This window comes from Citrobacter sp. RHB21-C05 (genome assembly GCF_013889015.1).
Lineage (GTDB): Bacteria > Pseudomonadota > Gammaproteobacteria > Enterobacterales > Enterobacteriaceae > Citrobacter_A > Citrobacter_A sedlakii.
The window spans coordinates 2,524,554-2,543,949 of record NZ_CP057611.1; the positions used below are offsets into that span (position 1 = coordinate 2,524,554).

Annotated in this window: 20 protein-coding genes, 1 tRNA gene and 1 pseudogene; 12 read left to right on the forward strand and 10 right to left on the reverse strand. The window is 52.8% G+C overall.

Translation table 11 applies throughout. The annotated features are described in order from the left end of the window. Window positions 1-9 precede the first annotated feature (9 nt). Together zinT and HVX72_RS12145 are read right to left on the reverse strand one after the other, a co-directional pair. Window positions 10-621 carry a metal-binding protein ZinT gene (zinT, locus tag HVX72_RS12140; RefSeq protein WP_233459199.1) on the reverse strand — a complete coding sequence of 204 codons (612 nt, stop codon included), beginning with the start codon at window positions 619-621 and terminating at the stop codon, window positions 10-12. Between the two features lie 180 nt (window positions 622-801). Beyond that, the gene (locus HVX72_RS12145; RefSeq protein ID WP_042287626.1) at window positions 802-1,128 is read right to left on the reverse strand and encodes a four-helix bundle copper-binding protein; all 327 of its coding nucleotides are present in this window, start codon (window positions 1,126-1,128) and stop codon (window positions 802-804) included. Between the two features lie 230 nt (window positions 1,129-1,358). Here HVX72_RS12145 and uspF point away from each other — a divergent pair, with 230 nt between their 5' ends. Further along, window positions 1,359-1,787: a universal stress protein UspF gene (gene uspF / locus HVX72_RS12150; protein ID WP_042287629.1), complete on the forward strand. Its 429-nt coding sequence runs from the start codon at window positions 1,359-1,361 to the stop codon at window positions 1,785-1,787. Between the two features lie 29 nt (window positions 1,788-1,816). Here uspF and HVX72_RS12155 read toward each other — a convergent pair whose 3' ends face one another. Further along, the gene (locus HVX72_RS12155) at window positions 1,817-2,677 is read right to left on the reverse strand and encodes a LysR family transcriptional regulator (protein ID WP_181821451.1); all 861 of its coding nucleotides are present in this window, start codon (window positions 2,675-2,677) and stop codon (window positions 1,817-1,819) included. Between the two features lie 197 nt (window positions 2,678-2,874). Here HVX72_RS12155 and blaSED point away from each other — a divergent pair, with 197 nt between their 5' ends. Together blaSED and HVX72_RS12165 are read left to right on the forward strand one after the other, a co-directional pair. Continuing rightward, a complete protein-coding gene (gene blaSED, locus HVX72_RS12160; RefSeq protein ID WP_060569629.1) occupies window positions 2,875-3,762 on the forward strand; it encodes an SED family class A beta-lactamase in 888 nt (295 codons plus the stop codon). Window positions 3,763-3,894: 132 nt separating this feature from the next. After that, complete coding sequence (locus HVX72_RS12165) at window positions 3,895-4,185, forward strand: DUF1471 domain-containing protein (RefSeq protein ID WP_181821452.1); 291 nt, start codon at window positions 3,895-3,897, stop codon at window positions 4,183-4,185. 76 nt (window positions 4,186-4,261) lie between these two features. Here the strand turns inward: HVX72_RS12165 and HVX72_RS12170 are convergent. From HVX72_RS12170 to HVX72_RS22205, 5 genes and pseudogenes are all read right to left on the reverse strand, one after another. After that, window positions 4,262-4,336, reverse strand: a tRNA-OTHER gene (locus HVX72_RS12170). 150 nt (window positions 4,337-4,486) lie between these two features. Then, the gene (locus tag HVX72_RS12175; protein WP_181821453.1) at window positions 4,487-6,850 is read right to left on the reverse strand and encodes an autotransporter outer membrane beta-barrel domain-containing protein; all 2,364 of its coding nucleotides are present in this window, start codon (window positions 6,848-6,850) and stop codon (window positions 4,487-4,489) included. 586 nt (window positions 6,851-7,436) lie between these two features. Continuing rightward, window positions 7,437-7,610: a hypothetical protein gene (locus HVX72_RS12180; RefSeq protein ID WP_181821454.1), complete on the reverse strand. Its 174-nt coding sequence runs from the start codon at window positions 7,608-7,610 to the stop codon at window positions 7,437-7,439. Window positions 7,611-7,632: 22 nt separating this feature from the next. Next, window positions 7,633-7,821, reverse strand: a complete 189-nt coding sequence (locus tag HVX72_RS22200) for a hypothetical protein (RefSeq protein WP_042287743.1) — start codon at window positions 7,819-7,821, stop codon at window positions 7,633-7,635. An 18-nt stretch (window positions 7,822-7,839) separates the two neighbouring features. Then, a pseudogene (locus HVX72_RS22205) lies at window positions 7,840-8,025 on the reverse strand (cold shock domain-containing protein); the annotation flags it as partial. Window positions 8,026-8,318: 293 nt separating this feature from the next. On the opposite strand from HVX72_RS22205, the gene cspF reads away from it, so the two are divergent. Continuing rightward, window positions 8,319-8,531: a cold shock-like protein CspF gene (gene cspF, locus HVX72_RS12190; RefSeq protein WP_042287635.1), complete on the forward strand. Its 213-nt coding sequence runs from the start codon at window positions 8,319-8,321 to the stop codon at window positions 8,529-8,531. A 152-nt stretch (window positions 8,532-8,683) separates the two neighbouring features. Here cspF and icd read toward each other — a convergent pair whose 3' ends face one another. Then, window positions 8,684-9,934, reverse strand: coding sequence for an NADP-dependent isocitrate dehydrogenase (gene icd / locus HVX72_RS12195; RefSeq protein ID WP_042287636.1), 1,251 nt, complete (start codon window positions 9,932-9,934; stop codon window positions 8,684-8,686). A gap of 201 nt (window positions 9,935-10,135) precedes the next feature. Here icd and rluE point away from each other — a divergent pair, with 201 nt between their 5' ends. From rluE to roxA, 8 genes are all read left to right on the forward strand, one after another. Next, complete coding sequence (rluE, locus tag HVX72_RS12200) at window positions 10,136-10,771, forward strand: 23S rRNA pseudouridine(2457) synthase RluE (protein ID WP_042287637.1); 636 nt, start codon at window positions 10,136-10,138, stop codon at window positions 10,769-10,771. Window positions 10,772-10,774: 3 nt separating this feature from the next. Then, window positions 10,775-11,236, forward strand: a complete 462-nt coding sequence (locus tag HVX72_RS12205) for an NUDIX hydrolase (RefSeq protein ID WP_042287638.1) — start codon at window positions 10,775-10,777, stop codon at window positions 11,234-11,236. 54 nt (window positions 11,237-11,290) lie between these two features. Continuing rightward, complete coding sequence (gene mnmA / locus HVX72_RS12210; protein WP_060569624.1) at window positions 11,291-12,397, forward strand: tRNA 2-thiouridine(34) synthase MnmA; 1,107 nt, start codon at window positions 11,291-11,293, stop codon at window positions 12,395-12,397. A gap of 33 nt (window positions 12,398-12,430) precedes the next feature. Further along, the gene (gene hflD, locus HVX72_RS12215; RefSeq protein ID WP_181821456.1) at window positions 12,431-13,072 is read left to right on the forward strand and encodes a high frequency lysogenization protein HflD; all 642 of its coding nucleotides are present in this window, start codon (window positions 12,431-12,433) and stop codon (window positions 13,070-13,072) included. 3 nt (window positions 13,073-13,075) lie between these two features. After that, window positions 13,076-14,446 carry an adenylosuccinate lyase gene (gene purB / locus HVX72_RS12220; protein WP_042287640.1) on the forward strand — a complete coding sequence of 457 codons (1,371 nt, stop codon included), beginning with the start codon at window positions 13,076-13,078 and terminating at the stop codon, window positions 14,444-14,446. Window positions 14,447-14,627: 181 nt separating this feature from the next. Further along, window positions 14,628-15,299: a two-component system response regulator PhoP gene (phoP, locus tag HVX72_RS12225; protein WP_042287748.1), complete on the forward strand. Its 672-nt coding sequence runs from the start codon at window positions 14,628-14,630 to the stop codon at window positions 15,297-15,299. Next, on the forward strand, window positions 15,299-16,762 hold the full coding sequence (gene phoQ / locus HVX72_RS12230; protein ID WP_042287641.1) for a two-component system sensor histidine kinase PhoQ: 1,464 nt from the start codon (window positions 15,299-15,301) through the stop codon (window positions 16,760-16,762). The genes phoP and phoQ overlap by 1 nt, the downstream gene beginning before the upstream one ends. A gap of 105 nt (window positions 16,763-16,867) precedes the next feature. Beyond that, window positions 16,868-17,989, forward strand: coding sequence for a [50S ribosomal protein L16]-arginine 3-hydroxylase (gene roxA, locus HVX72_RS12235; protein WP_042287642.1), 1,122 nt, complete (start codon window positions 16,868-16,870; stop codon window positions 17,987-17,989). 69 nt (window positions 17,990-18,058) lie between these two features. Here roxA and pepT read toward each other — a convergent pair whose 3' ends face one another. Next, window positions 18,059-19,294 carry a peptidase T gene (pepT, locus tag HVX72_RS12240; RefSeq protein ID WP_042287643.1) on the reverse strand — a complete coding sequence of 412 codons (1,236 nt, stop codon included), beginning with the start codon at window positions 19,292-19,294 and terminating at the stop codon, window positions 18,059-18,061. Window positions 19,295-19,396: the final 102 nt, after the last annotated feature.

The window sequence follows — 19,396 nt, forward strand, 5'->3', positions numbered from 1 at the left end:
TCACAGGATTTAATGATGCAGCATTTCATCCACCACGGCCTGGGCCTTAAGCTGGTATGGATAATAGGTTGGCCAGTTATCCATGTCTTCCAGCAGCGCCTGCTGTGAGGTATTGCCCATAAAGATATGGAAATGACTCGACTTGCGCGGAGCGATGATATGATCGCTAAACTGCACATATTTCGGCGCGTTGCTGTTCGCCTCTTTGCACTCAAACAGATAACGGACGCCTTTCTTACCCGAGGTATAGGTGAGGATCTTGTGTCCAGCATAGTCATATTTACAGGAGGCGACCTGATCGCCGGTATGGAACTCCATCACGCCGTTTTCAATACCGATCGTTTCGACATCCGTTGCATATCCTTTGCGGTAATACGCTTTTATTTCCTCTGCTGATTTACGCTTATCTTTCTCTGCTTTCTGCGTAAACACCGGATCCAGTTCGCCGCTGACCAGATACGGGTAAACGGATTGCCACATACCGTCCCAGTCGGTCAACGCCCTGTCCCGAACGTTTTTATCGTCGAATACGCCTTCGGCCGCTTTCTGTTCCACCTCTGTCAGCGGAGCGCCATGTGAATGGTGACCGTGTGCGAAGGCATAACCGCTCGCCAGCAGCATTCCCAGAAACAGCGATAGTTTTTTAAAACGAATAACCACAATTGCACCCTCAGTTCATCCATAAAGATGCAATGTTATATTATAACAAAAGAAGATATTCAACTGTCCCGATGAAAACAACGAGGAAAAGCAGGCCGGAAATCAACGGCCACCGCGCGGGTGGCCAATGGCAGGAGGCTGTCAGGCAGCCATCTTCAGGCAGGCGTCGGCGCACGCATTGCAGGCCTGGGCGCACGCCTGACAGTGTTGGTGCTCATGTCGGGCACATTCCTCGGCGCAGGCCTTGCACAGGTCCACGCAAAGACGACACGCCTGACTGAGATAATCGCTGTCCAGGGCCATAAATTGCGCCGCCAGACGGCACATTGCGGCACACTGGGTATCCAGACGGATACACGCTCTCATCATATCGATATCTTGTTCATTCAGGCATGACGCAGCACAGTGATCGCATGCTGCCGCACACGCATAACACATATCAATACATTCACGGTGTTCTTGCTGCATAACTCACTCCTTATTTTTGTCAGAGGAGTAGATAAGTCTGCACAAAATTTCCCACCTCGCCAGGCGGTAAGGCGCATTCACTTTTTTCCGAATAGCAGAATCCTTTTCCATTTCGTGTCGGCAATCACATATTCCACGCCCCGTTGTCCAGAACTTTGATCGGGTCACTTTTTCTACAAAAACCGAATTCGGTATGATGGAGGCGGACATAAAAAACAGGAGGTAATACTATGTATCGTTCTGTTCTGGTTCCAATTGATATCTCTGAATCCGATCTGACCCGCCAGCTCATCCCCCAGGTTGAGGCGCACACCAAAGCGGCAAAAGTCCACTTCCTGGCGGTGATCCCGTCAGTCCCCTTCTATGCTTCCATGGGGCTTGCCTACTCCGGCGAATTACCGGACAGGAACGGTTTACAGGCCAAAGCCTTGCAGAAGCTGGAAGAGATCGTGAAGCAATTCACTATCCCTGAAGGCAGAGTGCAAACGCACGTGGTGTATGGTCCACCTAAAGATCAAATCCTGAAGGTGGCGGAGGCGGTGAGCGCCGATCTGGTGATTATTGCCTCGCACCAGCCAGGCATTTCAACCTATCTGCTGGGCTCAACCGCTGCGGCCGTGGTTCGCCACGCGCACTGCCCGGTGTTAGTGGTACGCTGATCCCCGAACGGGAGTCCGCTGGCTCCCGTTTATTCTGCCTTTACAATCCAGTCCCGAAAGATTTCCATTGCCGGGGTCACTGGCTTCGATTTCAGGTGCGTGAGCCAGTAGCTGCCCATATCGACTTCATTAGCAAAAGGACGCACAAGCTGCCCGCTCGCCAGCTCGCGGCTGAACATTTTTGCCGGAACCAGTGCCGCGCCGCCGCTCTGGATGACCGTTTCAACCATCAGGCGCGATGAGTCGAACATTGCGCCATTGATTCGCTCAGCGCTAACCCCTGCCGCCGCAAACCAGGCATCCCACTCATCTGCCCGGTAAGAGCGTAAAAGATTCTCTTGCAGGAGATCGGCGGGATGCGACAGTCGTTGCGCGGTATCGGGCGAACAAAGCACCGTCAGCGGCGCCTCGCACAGCATTTCGTTATGGGTGGCGGGCCACTGACCGCTGCCAAAGCGGATGGCGAAATCCAGCCCTTCTGCGGCCAGGTTTACCACGTTGTTATTGGTGCGCAAACGCAGATCGACAAACGGATGCGCTTGCCGGAATTGTTCAATGCGCGGTAGCAGCCAGCCAACAGCGAAAGTCCCAACCGCCGCGACGGTGAGCACCTCACGGTATTCTCCTCCTTCAAACTGGCGGAAAATGGTGTCGATTTGCCCAAACGCATCGGTCAGCACCGCAAACAGCGCCTGCGCCTCATCCGTCATCTCCAGCCCTCTGGGCAGACGCTTGAACAGCACCCGGTTCAGGCGATCTTCAAGTATTCGTACCTGTTGGCTGACCGCCGCCTGCGTTACGCAAAGTTCAAGCGCGGCGCGCGTAAAGCTCAAATGACGGGCGGAAGCTTCAAAGGCGCGTAGCGCATTGAGAGGAAGATGAGAACGCATCGAAAAGACTCATAAGATTTTCTTTTATCCAGGGTAAATTCTTCTCGCTTGTTAAGCAAGCGCTGAATGGAGATAGTGCATCACGCCGGCAACCGGGAAACATTTTATTTTTATTGATGTCTCTGGCCTGGATATTTCTGCCTCAAAAACAAAAGTGCCCTTATTTACCCATTCATTGACGATTAAGAAGGTTTTGTATGCTTAAAGAACGGTTTCGCCAGACGGTATTTATCGCTGCCGCTGTTATGCCCTTCATTTTTAGTAGCACTTCACTGCATGCGCAGGCGACGTCAGACGTGCAGCAGGTTCAGAAAAAGCTGGCGGCGCTGGAAAAGCAATCTGGCGGACGCCTGGGCGTGGCGCTGATTAATACCGCGGATAATTCGCAGGTGCTGTACCGCGCAGACGAGCGTTTTGCGATGTGCAGCACCAGTAAGGTCATGACCGCCGCCGCGGTATTAAAACAGAGTGAAACCCATGACGGTATTTTGCAGCAAAAAATGACCATTAAAAAAGCCGATCTGACCAACTGGAATCCCGTAACAGAGAAATATGTGGGTAATACGATGACATTAGCTGAGCTAAGCGCAGCGACGTTACAGTACAGCGATAATACCGCCATGAATAAACTGCTGGCGCATCTTGGCGGCCCCGGCAACGTCACGGCGTTTGCACGTTCCATTGGCGACACGACGTTTCGTCTCGATCGTAAAGAGCCGGAATTAAACACCGCCATTCCCGGCGATGAGCGCGACACAACATCGCCGCTGGCCATGGCCAAAAGTCTGCGTAAACTCACGCTGGGCGACGCGCTGGCAGGTCCCCAGCGCGCGCAGCTTGTCGACTGGCTGAAAGGCAACACCACCGGGGGCCAGAGCATTCGTGCCGGCCTTCCTGCACGCTGGGTGGTGGGCGATAAAACCGGGGCGGGTGATTACGGCACCACGAATGACATCGCGGTGATCTGGCCGGAAGACCGCGCCCCGCTGGTGCTGGTAACCTATTTCACACAGCCACGGCAGGATGCGAAATGGCGTAAAGATGTCCTGGCCGCGGCGGCGAAAATTGTGACGGAAGGAAAGTAATTTCTCTGAACAGAACCCTGCACAGACACCTGACGGTGTCTGTGCGGAAAACAGCGCTTCGCTGGAAAATTGGTCTACACTAAAAAATGTGTGAATTCACTCTCACCAATCAACCTAACAAGGATGCGCGATATGAAAAAAATTGCTTTCGCTACCACACTGCTTGTCTCAGCCTTCTCTTTCAGCGCCATTGCCGCTGACCAGGTTTCAAAAGAAGAAGTTGATCATTTTAAACTGGAAAAAGTGGGGACGGTAAACGTTTCGCAGAGCGGCGGAGCCATCTCCTCACCAAGCGATCTGCGTGAAGAACTGTCGAAACTGACGGATGAAAAAGGCGCCAAATATTATCACATCGTCGCTGCCCGTCAGCATGGCCCGAATTTTGAAGCGGTCGCCGACATTTATAAAGATGCGAATAAATAAGCCCGTCGTGAACAGTATTCACCTGCTGGTCTGACAAAAGAAAAAGGCCCGGACAAATGTCCAGGCCTTTAAAATTTGGGCCGCCATCGAGGCCTCGAACCCCGTTCCCTACAACAAAAGTCGTTCGCTCTTCCAGATGAGCTAATGGCGGTTAGCCGTTTATCATTATCTGATTGAGAATTTACTCATCAGTGATAACGGGCTGAATAATACATAACTCAAATTAACCCTGCAAGAGCTAAAGTCCTTTTGAAACACCTTTAATTCACTGTTTGCTTATTATTTGCGCGCCGATAGCAAATCAAAAGCGCATCCGTATCCCAACAACACCCTGAATGGGTTCCTCAATATGGCGACCCTGTCGGTAATTCATTTCACCATACAGCGTGGCGGTGCGAGTTACGTCGGCAGACAGACCCAGGCCATACTTACCGGAGGTACCGTTAAGATTATTATCAAAATGATTCACATTATTGATTACCGTGCGATTCGATTTTGCTAATTCCTGTTCAACCTCCACCTGAATGTATGGCGCAATAACAGTGTCATGGCTGGAAAAATGGCCTCCCGTGCGTATACCCATCCCGGCAATAAGAGAACGCGCCGCGCCTGTCTTCGCCCTCATCCCGTTTGACAAACGAATATCCGCATCATTAATTTGCGTCCCGGTAAGGCGAAAAAATGGCTCAACAGTGATGGTATCATCCGGCTGGAAAAGTATTCCGCTTTCAGTCGCGGCGCTCAGACCATATTGATGCCATTCTCCCGTTGCATTACCACCATTGGTCATACGCACCCTGAGGTTATTATTTAATCTATTCGCTTTAACCACGCCATCAATATAAACGCCGTTGTGATGATACCAGGTGGCGTAGCCGCCAATACCGTAACTGTCCACATGGCTTTTTCCGCCCCGGGCGTGCAGGACATGATTTTTGGTCAGCGTGATAAACGCGCCGCTGACAAGCGTTCCATCCTGATATTCCGCCATTCGGTCTCCGCCCAGTTCCAAACCGTTTTGGTGCAGCGTATATTCAGCACCGCTACTGACCGAAACGTGGCTCTTTTTACCCAGATAATGGCCCCAGACATTCCCCTCGCCCGCCTTTCGCTCACGGCCTGAGTGATTACGGTAACTGCGCAGGCCGTCCATTTCTGAACGCATAACATTCAGGCCGACGGTCGCCAGGCTCAGGACTGCATCCGTAGAGGGGGTCGTAATCAGCGAACCGCCGCCATTGCCATTGTTATTCCCATTATCTCCTTCGCTGCCGCCGTCGCCCTCGTTGCCCTCGTTATCTTCATTATCTTCATCGCCTTCGTTACCTTCATTGCCATCGGTCATCGCGCCGAGATACCAGACATTGCCGCTGTAGCCATCCTTATTCTGTTGATGATACAGCGTATAAAGATACGTACCGCCATCAATCGCGGCTGAGCGATGATAATTAGCGCTCACCAGAGAAAATTCCGCTTCACCGCGTTGATCGTGAATAAGATTCACCGTAAGGTCCCTGTCGTCGGCGATTTCATGCCCCGAGTCAAAAACCATGATAGTAAAGCTGCCAGCGCCCTGACCTATCTCGACAAAATTCGCGTTCTTTTTAGCCAGCGATGAGTTAAATAAAAAGTGACCTGAGCCGCTAAGATTATCAATGGTCAGAGCCGCATATTCGCCGTAACTGTCGAGCAGAAAACTTACGTTTCCTCCCTGGAGAATGAGATTGCCGACATAAGCCGGGTCCAGATCCGCGGTGTCGTTATCAATGTCGGTAATGTACAGCGTCCCGGCTAGCGTGATGTTATCGGCTACCGCACCGGCATCCATATAGACGCCTCCCGCCTGCCCGACATTCATAAAACCAGTCGCGCGTGCGCCATCATATAAATAAGAACGACCGCCATTGATTGTGGTGTCATTAATAATGGCATTATTCGCCACCGACTGGATCCCGGCGTCAATCCTCGTTCTGTCCGCATAACCTTCGCTATAAACGATCTGATGGCCGCCGTTAATATGCGTGTCTTCGGCCTGCGAGCCGAAATAAATATACTGGCGCGACGTATCATTAAGCTGCGTTTTTTTCGCCGTGGAGGCGGAAAAGTAAACATACTGAACGCTGTTATCATTCAGTATCGTATTTTCCACGAAGCCCGGCGCCCAGGTCTGGAATTGAAGCGTCTGAACACTGTTTCCGTTGAGAGTGGTATTCACCGCCAAACCACCGGTAAGCTGCTGACGAGCCGTTCCATTAAGGGTTGTACCTTCTGCAACCGCATTTAAGCCAGAAATATACTGCGCGCCGTGATTAATCGTGGTGTCTGTCACCCGCGCGCTGTCACTCAGGTATTGTGAAGAGCCTTCCTCTATCGTTGTGTTTTTTGCATGCGCGTTATCCTTGAGCCATTGCTGCCCGCCGTTATTGAGCTGAGTGCCGGTGATTAGCGCATTTTCATAACCATACTGGCGTCCGCCGCTCCCCTGAACAACGGTATCCACCGCTTCAGAATAAACGTTTTGCGTACCATTGCTGTTGATAATCGTCCCCCTGGCAACGGCGTTATCTCTGACATTTTCAAAACCTTTATCGTTAAGAACCGTACCGTAAGACGTGGCGTTATCCTGTAATTCTAAAACACCACTAATTTTTTGCGGAACAGACATTTCGACAACAATATTTTTTACGACAGCATCTCCATTGTATATTACTGTCTCGCCAGAAATGAGGCAGTTAATATTACAACGCTCATTCGTCGTTTCTGTTTCTACAGGAATTAATGATACCGCCCCGACAGCGGGCGACAACACCGCAAAACCGCAGGCCAGCGTAGAGGCAACAACATGATGAATAAGAGTGCTTGCGGAGGTATTTGCTGACCATCCTTGTGTGCTCATTTAATTTCTCACTTCAGGGACGCCACGGCAAAACCTGATATAACAACAGTAAACCAGACGTATCCTTTCATTAAAAGACAATTGACCTGCTGCGCATAATCACGCACGGGAGGGAATAAAAACCAATGACAGGCTTAAATCAAACGCGTCCATCTAAACACAGATAATGTAAACCAACAGTAAACCGGGACCTGCGCAACAAGGCAAAATAATACGGAAATTCCTTATTAACACAGCAACATTTCTCGAATTATGTTGCTTATAGCGTATTCGCGACAATAAAAAACGAGAACCTTTTGGCTCTCGCTCTTATTAATTCCAGAAAGTAAGGTAGCGTAAAATGTGAAGACGCCGTTTACAGCGCCTGCGTCATCGGACGGAAAATAATCTCGTTCACACCGACATCTTCCGGCTCGCTGATAACAAATGCCACCCTGCGCGCAGAGGTGTCCGGAGGGATACCGACTTGAGTACCATAATCCTGATTAGCGCGTTTCATCACAAAAAGGAAGGGAGATAAAAATGCCAAAAGGCTCCCGGCGGAGCCTCAATTATTTTCGGTAGTCTACCGGTGTCTGACCGGAACGAATGTACTGTGTAATATTGTCAAATGTCACCATGACAGATTTGCAAAAAATGCATTTTGCGCCGAAAGGGTTTTTCTCGGTAACATCAAAAGCAGAGGTTCTGTACTGAGAACCATGACAACATGGACATCTGAAGTGGATATGAGGAGTCATAACGGTCACCTTAAAGTGCGGGCCTCTGGGGCCCTGGTCTACGCTAAATTCGACGTCCTGATCCTCATTTAACGTTTTAAAATTGTCGCTCTGAATTGCAGAAGAAGGGACAAACACATCTTTGCTGCCATCAGCCGGAGCAATAAAACCGAAACTTTTTTCAGCGTTGAATTCTTTTACTAAGCCTGTCTTTTTAATTGACATGATCGATACCTTAATTTGAGCCTTCCGGCGTAGGGTTTTTACAGAAACGACGAAGTGAATAGTGGGAAGACTCAAAGAAGGGACAAAGAGAATATACCTGAAATGAGAACTGCTTGAGTAAACAACTTTATAGATCGTTTGTTCTTAAACCGATGATGTCATTAACGCATGGACGTATCCGTTAAGCAATGTTTATTTTAGCCATCCGGATATCCTTATAGCCAGAAAATAACTCTGGCGTTCTCTTTAAGCACGTGTATAGTGCACCCTGTAATTAGCATTAAGGAATTTGTTTGTCCCGTAAAATGACAGGAATTGTCAAAACCTTTGACTGCAAAAGCGGTAAAGGTCTAATCAGCCCCTCCGATGGCCGCAAAGATGTTCAGCTTCACATTTCCGCACTCAGCCTTCGCGATTCAGAAGTACTGACCCCTGGGTTACGCGTTGAGTTTTGTCGAATAAACGGTCTGCATGGCCCTTCAGCAGCGAATGTTTATCTTTCGTAATCTGTATTAACACCTTTCGCCCAGGAAAAACCGTGGTGCATCATTAGCCATTCGCTAACAGCCCGCAGTCAGTCTATACCTGGCAGACGTTATCGGAAAAAATAAAAAACGGGAACCACTGGCTCCCGTTATGGTGTAACCCAGAATCTGAATTACATATTGGCGATGATCGCGTCACCAAACTCTGAACATTTCAGCAGCTTAGCGCCTTCCATCAGACGTTCGAAGTCATAGGTCACGGTCTTCGCGGCGATCGCCCCTTCCATGCCTTTAACAATCAGGTCTGCGGCTTCGAACCACTGCATGTGGCGCAGCATCATTTCAGCAGAAAGGATGATGGAGCCCGGGTTCACTTTATCCTGACCTGCGTACTTCGGCGCGGTGCCGTGAGTCGCTTCAAACAACGCGCACTCGTCGCCAATGTTCGCGCCCGGGGCGATACCGATGCCGCCAACCTGCGCAGCCAGCGCATCGGAAATATAGTCGCCGTTCAGGTTCATACAGGCGATAACGTCGTATTCCGCCGGACGCAGCAGGATTTGTTGCAGGAACGCATCGGCAATGACGTCTTTAATGACAATCTCTTTGCCGGTGTTCGGGTTCTTGATTTTCACCCACGGACCGCCATCGATCAGCTCGCCGCCGAACTCATCGCGCGCCAGCTGGTAACCCCAGTCTTTAAACGCGCCTTCGGTGAACTTCATGATGTTGCCTTTATGGACCAGGGTCACGGAGTCACGATCGTTAGTGATCGCGTACTCGATTGCCGCGCGCACCAGACGTTTGGTTCCTTCTTCAGAACACGGCTTGATACCGATACCGCAGTGCTCAGGGAAGCGGATTTTTTTCACGCCCATCTCTTCGCGCAGGAATTTAATCACTTTCTCAGCGTCCGCTGAGTCCGCTTTCCATTCAATACCTGCGTAGATGTCTTCAGAGTTTTCACGGAAGATAACCATGTCGGTCAGTTCCGGGTGTTTAACCGGGCTTGGGGTGCCCTGGTAATAACGTACCGGACGCAGGCAAACGTACAGGTCAAGTTCCTGACGCAGCGCAACGTTCAGAGAGCGGATACCGCCACCAACCGGGGTAGTCAGCGGGCCTTTAATCGCCACGCGGTATTCACGAATCAGATCCAGGGTTTCAGGGGGCAGCCAGACGTCCTGACCATAAACCTGGGTGGATTTTTCACCGGTGTAAATTTCCATCCAGGAGATTTTACGCTCACCTTTATAGGCTTTCTCGACCGCGGCATCGACCACTTTGAGCATGGCAGGGGTTACATCAACACCGATACCGTCGCCTTCGATAAACGGGATAATCGGATTCTCAGGAACGTTGAGTTTGCCGTTTTGCAGGGTGATCTTCTTACCTTCCGCCGGAACAACTACTTTGCTTTCCATTCACCTCTCCTTCGAGCGCTTCTGGTTTGCTCGTCTGTCATCGCGCTGCATGTGCCATTGCGTCCTGCTGCACGAATGCGTTAGAGCAATTTTTTGTTAATGTTTTGTAATGAGCATGTCAATACTACCCTAATGTTCGCCGCCATGAAAGACGCTCGTGATTAGGCTATAATGCGGCAATTGCTATAATCTGAAAATACCATGCAGAAAACTTCTTTTAGAAATCACCGGGTTGAGCGATTCAGCTCGCGACAAGCCACTAAGCGGCGCAAAGAAAACCAGCCAAAACGCGTGGTTTTATTCAATAAACCTTACGATGTTTTGCCACAATTTACTGACGAGGCCGGACGGCGCACCTTAAAAGATTTTATCCCCGTACAGGGGATTTATGCCGCAGGCCGTCTGGACCGGGACAGCGAAGGACTGCTGGTGCTGACCAACGACGGCGCGCTACAGGCGCGCCTGACGCAGCCGGGCAAACGCACCGGCAAAATCTATTTTGTGCAGGTTGAAGGCGACCCTACGGCGCAAGCGCTGAACGCGCTGCGCGATGGCGTCACGCTGAACGATGGCCCCACCCTGCCCGCCGGCGTCGAACTTGTCGCGGAGCCTGACTGGCTGTGGCCGCGCAACCCGCCGATTCGTGAGCGGAAAACCATCCCTACCCGCTGGCTGAAGATCACCTTATATGAAGGGCGTAACCGGCAGGTGCGGCGTATGACCGCGCACGTCGGGTTTCCGACGCTGCGTCTGATTCGCTATGCCATGGGGGATTACACGCTGGATAATCTCGCTAACGGCGAGTGGCGAGACGTCACCAATGCAAATAAAGGATAAAGTATGTTCAAACCACACGTCACGGTTGCCTGCATCGTCCATGCAGAAGACAAATTTTTAGTGGTCGAAGAAACGATAAACGGCAAAGCGTTGTGGAATCAGCCTGCCGGACATCTGGAAGCCGACGAAACGCTGGTGCAAGCGGCGGCGCGCGAGCTGTGGGAAGAAACCGGGATTAAGGCGCAACCTCAATACTTCATTCGTATGCATCAATGGATTGCGCCCGACAAAACGCCCTTTCTCCGCTTTCTGTTCTCTATTGAACTTGCCAATATGTGCGACACTGAACCGCATGACAGCGATATCGATTGCTGCCGCTGGGTCAGCGCAGAAGAGATTCTTCGCGCCCCGAACCTGCGTTCGCCGCTGGTGGCCGAAAGTATTCGCAGCTATCAGCGGCCAGAGCGTTATCCACTGGACATGGTCGGTGAATTTAACTGGCCGTTTACTGAGGGTGTCAACTAAAAGGGGTGCGTGATAGAATACGCCGCCTTGAAGTTCAATGTCGTGAGTATTCCAATGTCAGAAAGCCCAAAAAAAGTGATCGTCGGGATGTCCGGCGGTGTCGACTCTTCCGTTTCCGCTTGGCTGTTGCAACAACAGGGTTATCAGGTAGAAGGCCTGTTCATGAAGAACTGGGAGGAAGACGACGGTGAGGAATACTGCACCGCGGCGGCCGATCTGGCTGACGCGCAGGCCGTCTGCGATAAGCTCGGCATTGAACTGCACACCGTTAACTTTGCCGCAGAATACTGGGATAACGTCTTTGAGCTGTTCCTTGAGGAGTACAGAGCCGGACGTACGCCAAACCCGGATATTCTGTGCAATAAAGAGATCAAGTTTAAAGCGTTCCTCGAATTCGCCGCAGAAGATTTAGGCGCTGACTTTATCGCCACCGGCCACTACGTGCGCCGCGCTGATGTGGACGGCAAAAGCCGTCTGCTGCGCGGGCTCGACGGCAATAAAGACCAGAGCTACTTCCTGTATACCCTCAGCCATGAACAAATCGCGCAAAGCCTGTTCCCGGTAGGCGAACTGGCCAAGCCGCAGGTGCGTAAAATAGCCGAAGATCTGGGCCTGGTGACGGCAAAGAAAAAAGACTCCACCGGCATCTGTTTTATCGGCGAACGTAAGTTCCGCGAGTTTCTTGGCCGTTACCTGCCGGCACAGCCGGGTAAAATCGTTACCGTAGACGGCGAAGAGATTGGCCAGCACCAGGGGCTGATGTATCACACGCTGGGGCAACGTAAAGGACTCGGCATCGGCGGCACCAAAGAAGGGACCGACGATCCCTGGTACGTGGTCGATAAAGACGTTGAGAACAACATCCTAGTTGTCGCGCAGGGCCATGAACACCCGCGCCTGATGTCCGTCGGCCTGGTGGCGCAACAGTTGCACTGGGTCGATCGCGAGCCGTTCACCGGCACAATGCGCTGCACGGTGAAAACACGCTATCGCCAGACTGACATTCCGTGCACCGTGAACGCGCTGGATGACGAACGCATCGAAGTGATCTTTGACGAACCGGTTGCCGCGGTCACGCCGGGCCAGTCGGCGGTCTTTTACCGTGGCGAAGTGTGCCTCGGCGGCGGCATTATCGAACAGCGCCTGCCGTTGCCGGTCTAATTTTTACCTCTTAAATACAAGGAAGCAGTGAACGTGGCAAAAAATTACTATGACATCACCCTCGCCCTGGCAGGTATTTGCCAGTCGGCACGCCTGGTGCAACAACTGGCGCACCAGGGACATTGTGATGCCGATGCGCTCCACGTCTCACTGAACAGCGTCATTGATATGAACCCCAGCTCAACGCTGGGGGTGTTCGGCGGTAGCGAAGCCAATCTGCGCCTCGGCCTGGAGACCCTGCTCGGCGTGCTCAACGCCAGCAGTCGCCAGGGGCTAAACGCAGAGCTAACCCGCTATACCCTGAGCCTGATGGTGCTGGAGCGCAAACTCTCCGCCGCCAAAGGCGCGCTGGATACCCTGGGCGATCGTATTAATGGCCTGCAGCGCCAGCTGGAACACTTCGATCTTCAATCGGAAACGCTGATGAGCGCCATGGCCGGCATTTATGTCGACGTCATCAGCCCGCTGGGACCGCGTATTCAGGTGACGGGTTCCCCCGCCGTACTGCAAAGCCCGCAGGTGCAGGCCAAAGTGCGCGCCTCGCTGCTGGCAGGGATTCGCGTCGCCGTGCTCTGGCATCAGGTTGGCGGAGGCCGCCTGCAACTCATGTTTTCCCGTAATCGCCTGACCACTCAGGCAAAACAAATTCTTGCTCATTTAACCCCGGAGTTGTGATCTATGGAATTATCCTCACTGACCGCCGTTTCCCCTGTCGATGGACGCTACGGCGATAAAGTCAGCGCGCTGCGCGGGATTTTCAGCGAATACGGTTTGCTGAAATTCCGCGTACAGGTAGAAGTACGCTGGCTGCAAAAACTGGCCGCGCACGCAGCGATCAAGGAAGTTCCTGCTTTTGCTGCCGACGCAAACGGTTTCCTCGACGCTATCGTGGCAAACTTCAATGAAGAAGACGCCGCGCGCATTAAAACCATCGAGCGCACCACCAACCACGACGTCAAAGCAGTCGAGTATTTCCTGAAAGAGAAAGTGGCGGAGGTGCCTGAGCTGCACGCGGTTTCCGAATTCATTCACTTTGCCTGCACCTCAGAAGATATTAATAACCTGTCACATGCGCTGATGCTGAAAACCGCGCGCGACGAAGTGATCCTGCCGTACTGGCGCAAAATGATCGACGCGGTAAAAGATCTTTCCGTTCAGTATCGTGATATCCCGCTTCTCTCCCGTACTCACGGTCAACCGGCAACACCGTCGACCATGGGCAAAGAGATGGCAAACGTGGCCTACCGCATGGAGCGCCAGTTCCGCCAGCTGAACCAGGTAGAAATCCTGGGTAAAATCAACGGCGCGGTCGGTAACTATAACGCACACATCGCCGCGTATCCGGAGGTTGACTGGCACCAGTTCAGCGAAGAATTTGTCACCTCGCTGGGCATTCAGTGGAACCCGTACACCACCCAGATTGAGCCGCACGACTACATCGCCGAACTGTTCGACTGTATCGCCCGTTTCAACACCATTCTGATCGACTTCGATCGTGACGTCTGGGGTTACATCGCGCTGAACCACTTCAGGCAAAAAACCATTGCGGGCGAAATCGGGTCTTCCACCATGCCGCATAAAGTAAACCCGATCGACTTTGAAAATTCCGAAGGTAACCTGGGCCTGTCAAACGCGGTTCTGCAACATCTGGCCAGCAAACTGCCCGTGTCCCGCTGGCAGCGCGACCTGACGGATTCAACCGTTCTGCGTAACCTGGGCGTGGGCATTGGTTACGCGCTGATTGCCTATCAGTCCACCCTGAAAGGGGTAAGCAAACTGGAAGTGAACCGCGATCGTCTGCTGGACGAACTGGATCACAACTGGGAAGTATTGGCAGAGCCGATCCAAACCGTAATGCGTCGCTATGGCATTGAAAAACCGTATGAAAAACTGAAAGAGCTGACCCGCGGCAAACGCGTTGACGCTGAAGGGATGAAGCAGTTTATCGACGGTCTGGCGCTGCCGGAAGACGAAAAAACGCGGCTGAAAGCGATGACCCCGGCGAATTACATTGGTCGCGCCGTGACAATGGTTGATGAGCTAAAATAAGCCACCCGCCTGTGCCGGATGATGATGCAGCAGCATCTTATCCGGCCTGCAATGACCAGACGTGTTTTCCGTGCCGGTGCGCTTCCGGCATTTCCCCTTCCCCGGTTTATTAAATGTTTATCCCCACAGCAACATAATCAGCGTTAAACTATTCATACCGTATATATAGGGAGAAAAGATGATGCGCGTACTGGTTGTTGAGGATAATGCGTTGTTACGCCACCACCTGAAGGTGCAACTTCAGGATGCAGGACATCAGGTTGATGACGCCGAAGATGCCAAAGAGGCCGACTATTATCTTAACGAACACGTGCCAGATATCGCGATCGTCGATCTCGGACTACCCGATGAAGACGGGCTGTCGCTGATCCGTCGCTGGCGCGGGAATGACGTTTCCCTACCGGTTCTGGTGCTGACTGCGCGCGAAGGCTGGCAGGACAAAGTAGAAGTGCTGAGCGCGGGGGCGGATGACTATGTCACCAAACCGTTTCACATTGAGGAAGTGGTGGCACGCATGCAGGCGTTGATGCGGCGTAACAGCGGCCATGCCTCACAGATTATCTCCATTCCCCCTTTCCAGGTCGATCTTTCTCGCCGTGAACTGTCGGTGAACGATGAAGTCATTAAGCTGACCGCCTTTGAATACACCATTATGGAAACGCTGATCCGTAATAACGGCAAAGTGGTCAGTAAAGATGCGCTGATGTTACAGCTCTATCCGGATGCTGAACTGCGTGAAAGTCATACCATTGACGTCTTGATGGGCCGTCTGCGCAAGAAGATTCAGGCGCTGTATCCCCATGACGTGATTACCACCGTCCGTGGTCAGGGATATCTGTTCGAACTGCGCTAATGAATAAACTGCTGCGTCACCTTTTTCCGCTGTCTCTGCGGCTACGCTTTTTACTGGCGACTGCAGGGGTGGTACTGGTGCTGTCTCTGGCCTATGGCGCAGTCGCGCTGGTGGGCTATAGCGTCAGCTTTGACAAAACGACCTTCCGCCTGCTGCGCGGCGAGAGCAATCTTTTCTACACGCTCGCCAGGTGGGAGGACAATAAGATCCATGTCGAGATCCCGGAACATCTCGATATGCAAAGCCCCACGATCTCGCTGATTTATGATGAAAACGGCAAGCTGCTCTGGGCGCAGCGTAATGTGCCGTGGCTGGTAAAACTTATTCATCCCGACTGGCTGAAAACCAATGGTTTTCACGAAATCGAAGCCGATATTGACGCCACCAGCACGCTGGTAAACGAAGACCACTCGGTGCAGGCGCAACTGAAAGAGGTACGGGAAGACGATGACGACGCGGAAATGACCCACTCGGTCGCGGTAAACGTCTACCCGGCGACGGCGCGTATGCCGCAGTTGACGATTGTGGTGGTCGACACGATCCCCATTGAGCTTAAACGCTCTTATATGGTCTGGAGCTGGTTTATTTACGTGCTGGCAGCCAACCTGCTGCTGGTGATCCCGTTGCTGTGGGTGGCGGCCTGGTGGAGCCTGCGCCCTATCGAGGCGCTGGCGCGCGAAGTCCGGGAACTGGAGGAACACCATCGCGAACAGTTAAACCCGGAAACCACGCGCGAACTGACCAGTCTGGTGCGCAACCTTAATCGTCTGCTGAAAAGCGAACGCGAACGCTACGATAAGTACCGAACCACGTTGACCGACCTGACCCATAGCCTGAAGACGCCGCTGGCCGTGCTGCAAAGTACGCTGCGTTCAATGCGCAGTGAAAAGCTGAGCGTTAGCGACGCCGAGCCGGTGATGCTTGAACAAATCAGCCGTATCTCTCAGCAGATTGGCTATTACCTGCATCGCGCCAGTATGCGCGGCGGTGGCGTACTGCTCAGCCGGGAACTGCATCCGGTGGCCCCTTTACTGGATAACCTGACCTCGGCGCTCAATAAGGTTTATCAGCGTAAAGGCGTCACTATCAGCCTCGATATTTCACCGGAAGTGAGTTTTGTCGGTGAACAGAACGACTTTGTCGAAGTGATGGGCAACGTGCTGGATAACGCCTGCAAATATTGCCTCGAATTTGTCGAAATTTCCGCCCGCCAGACCGACGACCATCTGCATATTGTGGTGGAAGATGACGGTCCCGGCATCCCGCAGAGCAAGCGCGATCTGGTGTTTGATCGCGGTCAGCGGGTGGATACACTGCGTCCGGGCCAAGGCGTGGGACTGGCGGTCGCCCGTGAAATTACCGAGCAATACGACGGCAAGATTATCGCCAGCGACAGTCTGCTGGGCGGCGCCCGAATGGAGGTGATTTTTGGTCACCAGCAGCCGGGGCAAAAAGACGATTAACGCCGAAAATCACGGGACCTTCGCTAATAAATATGCGCTCACTACATTCATCCTGTTACGCATCCGTTATAATCGGTTGCAACGAACAGCCTGTGGATGCGCAATATGGAATACCAATTAACTCTCAACTGGCCCGACTTTCTTGAACGCCACTGGCAAAAACGCCCGGTGGTGTTGAAACGCGGCTTTAATAACTTCATCGATCCGCTCTCTCCTGACGAACTGGCGGGGCTGGCGATGGAAAGCGAAGTCGACAGCCGTCTGGTAAGCCATCAGGATGGCAAATGGCAGGTCAGCCACGGTCCGTTTGAAAGCTACGATCATCTCGGCGAGAACAACTGGTCGCTGCTGGTTCAGGCCGTTAACCACTGGCACGAGCCCACCGCCGCGCTCATGCGCCCTTTCCGCGCCCTGCCGGACTGGCGTATTGACGACCTGATGATCTCGTTCTCGGTACCCGGCGGCGGCGTGGGTCCGCATCTGGATCAGTACGATGTCTTTATCATTCAGGGGACTGGCCGCCGTCGCTGGCGCGTCGGTGAAAAGTTGCAAATGAAGCAGCATTGCCCGCATCCGGACCTTTTACAGGTCGATCCGTTTGAGGCGATCATTGATGAAGAACTGGAGCCGGGCGATATCCTGTACATCCCGCCGGGATTCCCGCACGAAGGCTATGCGCTGGAAAACGCAATGAACTATTCCGTCGGCTTCCGCGCACCGAATACCCGCGAACTGATCAGCGGGTTTGCCGACTATGTGCTGCAACGCGAACTGGGCAGCACGTATTACAGCGACCCGGACGTTCCCCCACGTGAGCACCCGGCTGACGTGCTACCGCAGGAAATGGACAAACTGCGCACGATGATGCTCGATCTGATTAACCAACCGGAACACTTTAAGCAATGGTTTGGGGAATTTATCTCCCAGTCTCGCCACGAGCTGGATATCGCCCCGCCGGAGCCGCCGTATCAGCCCGACGAAATCTACGATGCCCTGAAGCAGGGCGACGTGCTGGTACGCCTGGGTGGTTTGCGCGTTCTGCGCGTGGACGGTGAGGTATACGCCAACGGCGAGAAGATCGACTCTCCGCATCGTCCGGCGCTGGAAGCGCTTGCCAGCCACATCGTGCTCACCGCCGAAAACTTTGGCGATGCGCTGGACGATCCGTCCTTCCTGGCGATGCTGGCCGCGCTGGTCAACAGCGGCTACTGGTTCTTCGAAGGGTAAGTCGGCGCTTCGCTTATCCGGCCTGCAGGATAACCTCCCGTAGGCCGGACAATACGGCGCCATCCGGTCTCAACAAGACGACGGCTGCTTCGCCGTCAGCTCAGCGATACGCACAATCACCTGTACCGCTTTTTCCATGCCTTCCAGCGTCACAAACTCATGTTTGCCATGATAGTTGTAGCCGCCGGTGAACAAGTTCGGGCACGGCAGTCCCATAAACGACAGCTGCGCGCCGTCGGTGCCGCCGCGGATCGGCTTCATATCCGGTTCAATATCGCAGTCGCGCATGGCCTGCTGGGCGATGTCGAGGATATGCGGGTACTCAGCCACTTTCTCTCGCATATTGTAATAACTGTCCTCGATCACCAGTTCGATATAGCAGTCCGGGTGTAGCCCTTTGCCCACCTTTTTGGCGATCTCCATCATCTTGCGCTTCCGCGCTTCAAACTGTTTGCGGTCGAAGTCGCGAATGATGTAGTGCATATCGGCGCGATCGACGGTGCCTTTCATGCTCGCCAGGTGATAAAAGCCTTCGTAGCCGTCGGTGGTTTCCGGGCTTTCATCTGCGGGCACCTCGTTATGAATACGCGCCGCCAGCGACAGGGCGTTCACCATCACCCCTTTCGCGGTGCCAGGATGAACGTTATTGCCGACAATCTTGATGTTCACGGACGCCGCGTTGAAGTTCTCAAACTCCAGTTCGCCGACGCCGCCACCGTCAACGGTGTAAGCCCACTTCGCGTTAAACGCCGCGACATCAAAGTGCTTCGCCCCCTTGCCCACTTCTTCATCCGGGGTAAAGGCCACCCGAATATCGCCATGGGGGATGTTTTTCTCTTTCAGTACCGCCAGCGCGGTCATGATTTCCGCCACGCCCGCTTTGTCGTCCGCGCCAAGCAGCGTTTTACCGTCTGTGGTGATCAGCGTTTGTCCCAGCAACTGATGCAGCACCGGGAACATGACCGGCGACAGCACCTCATCGCCAATGCCGAGCGCAATATCACCGCCGCGATAATTTTCAACAATTTGCGGATTCACGTTTTTGCCGCTGAAATCTGGTGAGGTATCCACATGTGAAATGAAACCGATAGCAGGGATATCGCCGGGGATATTCGCCGGCAGCGTCGCCATCAGCGTCCCTTTGTCGCTTAACGTCACATTGACCAGCCCCATCTCTTCGAGCTGTTGTTTGAGCAAATGTAATAGCTTCCACTGTCCCTCTGTACTGGGAACCTGTCTCACACCCGCTTTCGACTGGGTATCCAACGAAACGTAGTGTAGAAAACGCTCAAGTAGTTTATCCATGCAGTCATCCTCACTATTTGTGACAACATTATCAGGAAGCCACAAAAGACAAATATTGCGTCAGGTCACTTTTATCCCCGCAAACGAGAATATTTCTCTTCA

Coding starts and splice junctions, on each gene's coding strand:
- pepT (WP_042287643.1), bottom strand. CDS start 19,294: ATGGATAAACTACTTGAGCGTTTTCTACACTACGTTTCGTTGGATACC.
- phoQ (WP_042287641.1), top strand. CDS start 15,299: ATGAATAAACTGCTGCGTCACCTTTTTCCGCTGTCTCTGCGGCTACGC.
- uspF (WP_042287629.1), top strand. CDS start 1,359: ATGTATCGTTCTGTTCTGGTTCCAATTGATATCTCTGAATCCGATCTG.
- phoP (WP_042287748.1), top strand. CDS start 14,628: ATGCGCGTACTGGTTGTTGAGGATAATGCGTTGTTACGCCACCACCTG.
- rluE (WP_042287637.1), top strand. CDS start 10,136: ATGCAGAAAACTTCTTTTAGAAATCACCGGGTTGAGCGATTCAGCTCG.
- HVX72_RS12155 (WP_181821451.1), bottom strand. CDS start 2,677: ATGCGTTCTCATCTTCCTCTCAATGCGCTACGCGCCTTTGAAGCTTCC.
- HVX72_RS12175 (WP_181821453.1), bottom strand. CDS start 6,850: ATGTCTGTTCCGCAAAAAATTAGTGGTGTTTTAGAATTACAGGATAAC.
- zinT (WP_233459199.1), bottom strand. CDS start 621: ATGCTGCTGGCGAGCGGTTATGCCTTCGCACACGGTCACCATTCACAT.
- blaSED (WP_060569629.1), top strand. CDS start 2,875: ATGCTTAAAGAACGGTTTCGCCAGACGGTATTTATCGCTGCCGCTGTT.
- icd (WP_042287636.1), bottom strand. CDS start 9,934: ATGGAAAGCAAAGTAGTTGTTCCGGCGGAAGGTAAGAAGATCACCCTG.
- roxA (WP_042287642.1), top strand. CDS start 16,868: ATGGAATACCAATTAACTCTCAACTGGCCCGACTTTCTTGAACGCCAC.
- mnmA (WP_060569624.1), top strand. CDS start 11,291: ATGTCAGAAAGCCCAAAAAAAGTGATCGTCGGGATGTCCGGCGGTGTC.
- HVX72_RS12165 (WP_181821452.1), top strand. CDS start 3,895: ATGAAAAAAATTGCTTTCGCTACCACACTGCTTGTCTCAGCCTTCTCT.
- purB (WP_042287640.1), top strand. CDS start 13,076: ATGGAATTATCCTCACTGACCGCCGTTTCCCCTGTCGATGGACGCTAC.
- HVX72_RS22200 (WP_042287743.1), bottom strand. CDS start 7,821: ATGACTCCTCATATCCACTTCAGATGTCCATGTTGTCATGGTTCTCAG.
- HVX72_RS12145 (WP_042287626.1), bottom strand. CDS start 1,128: ATGCAGCAAGAACACCGTGAATGTATTGATATGTGTTATGCGTGTGCG.
- HVX72_RS12205 (WP_042287638.1), top strand. CDS start 10,775: ATGTTCAAACCACACGTCACGGTTGCCTGCATCGTCCATGCAGAAGAC.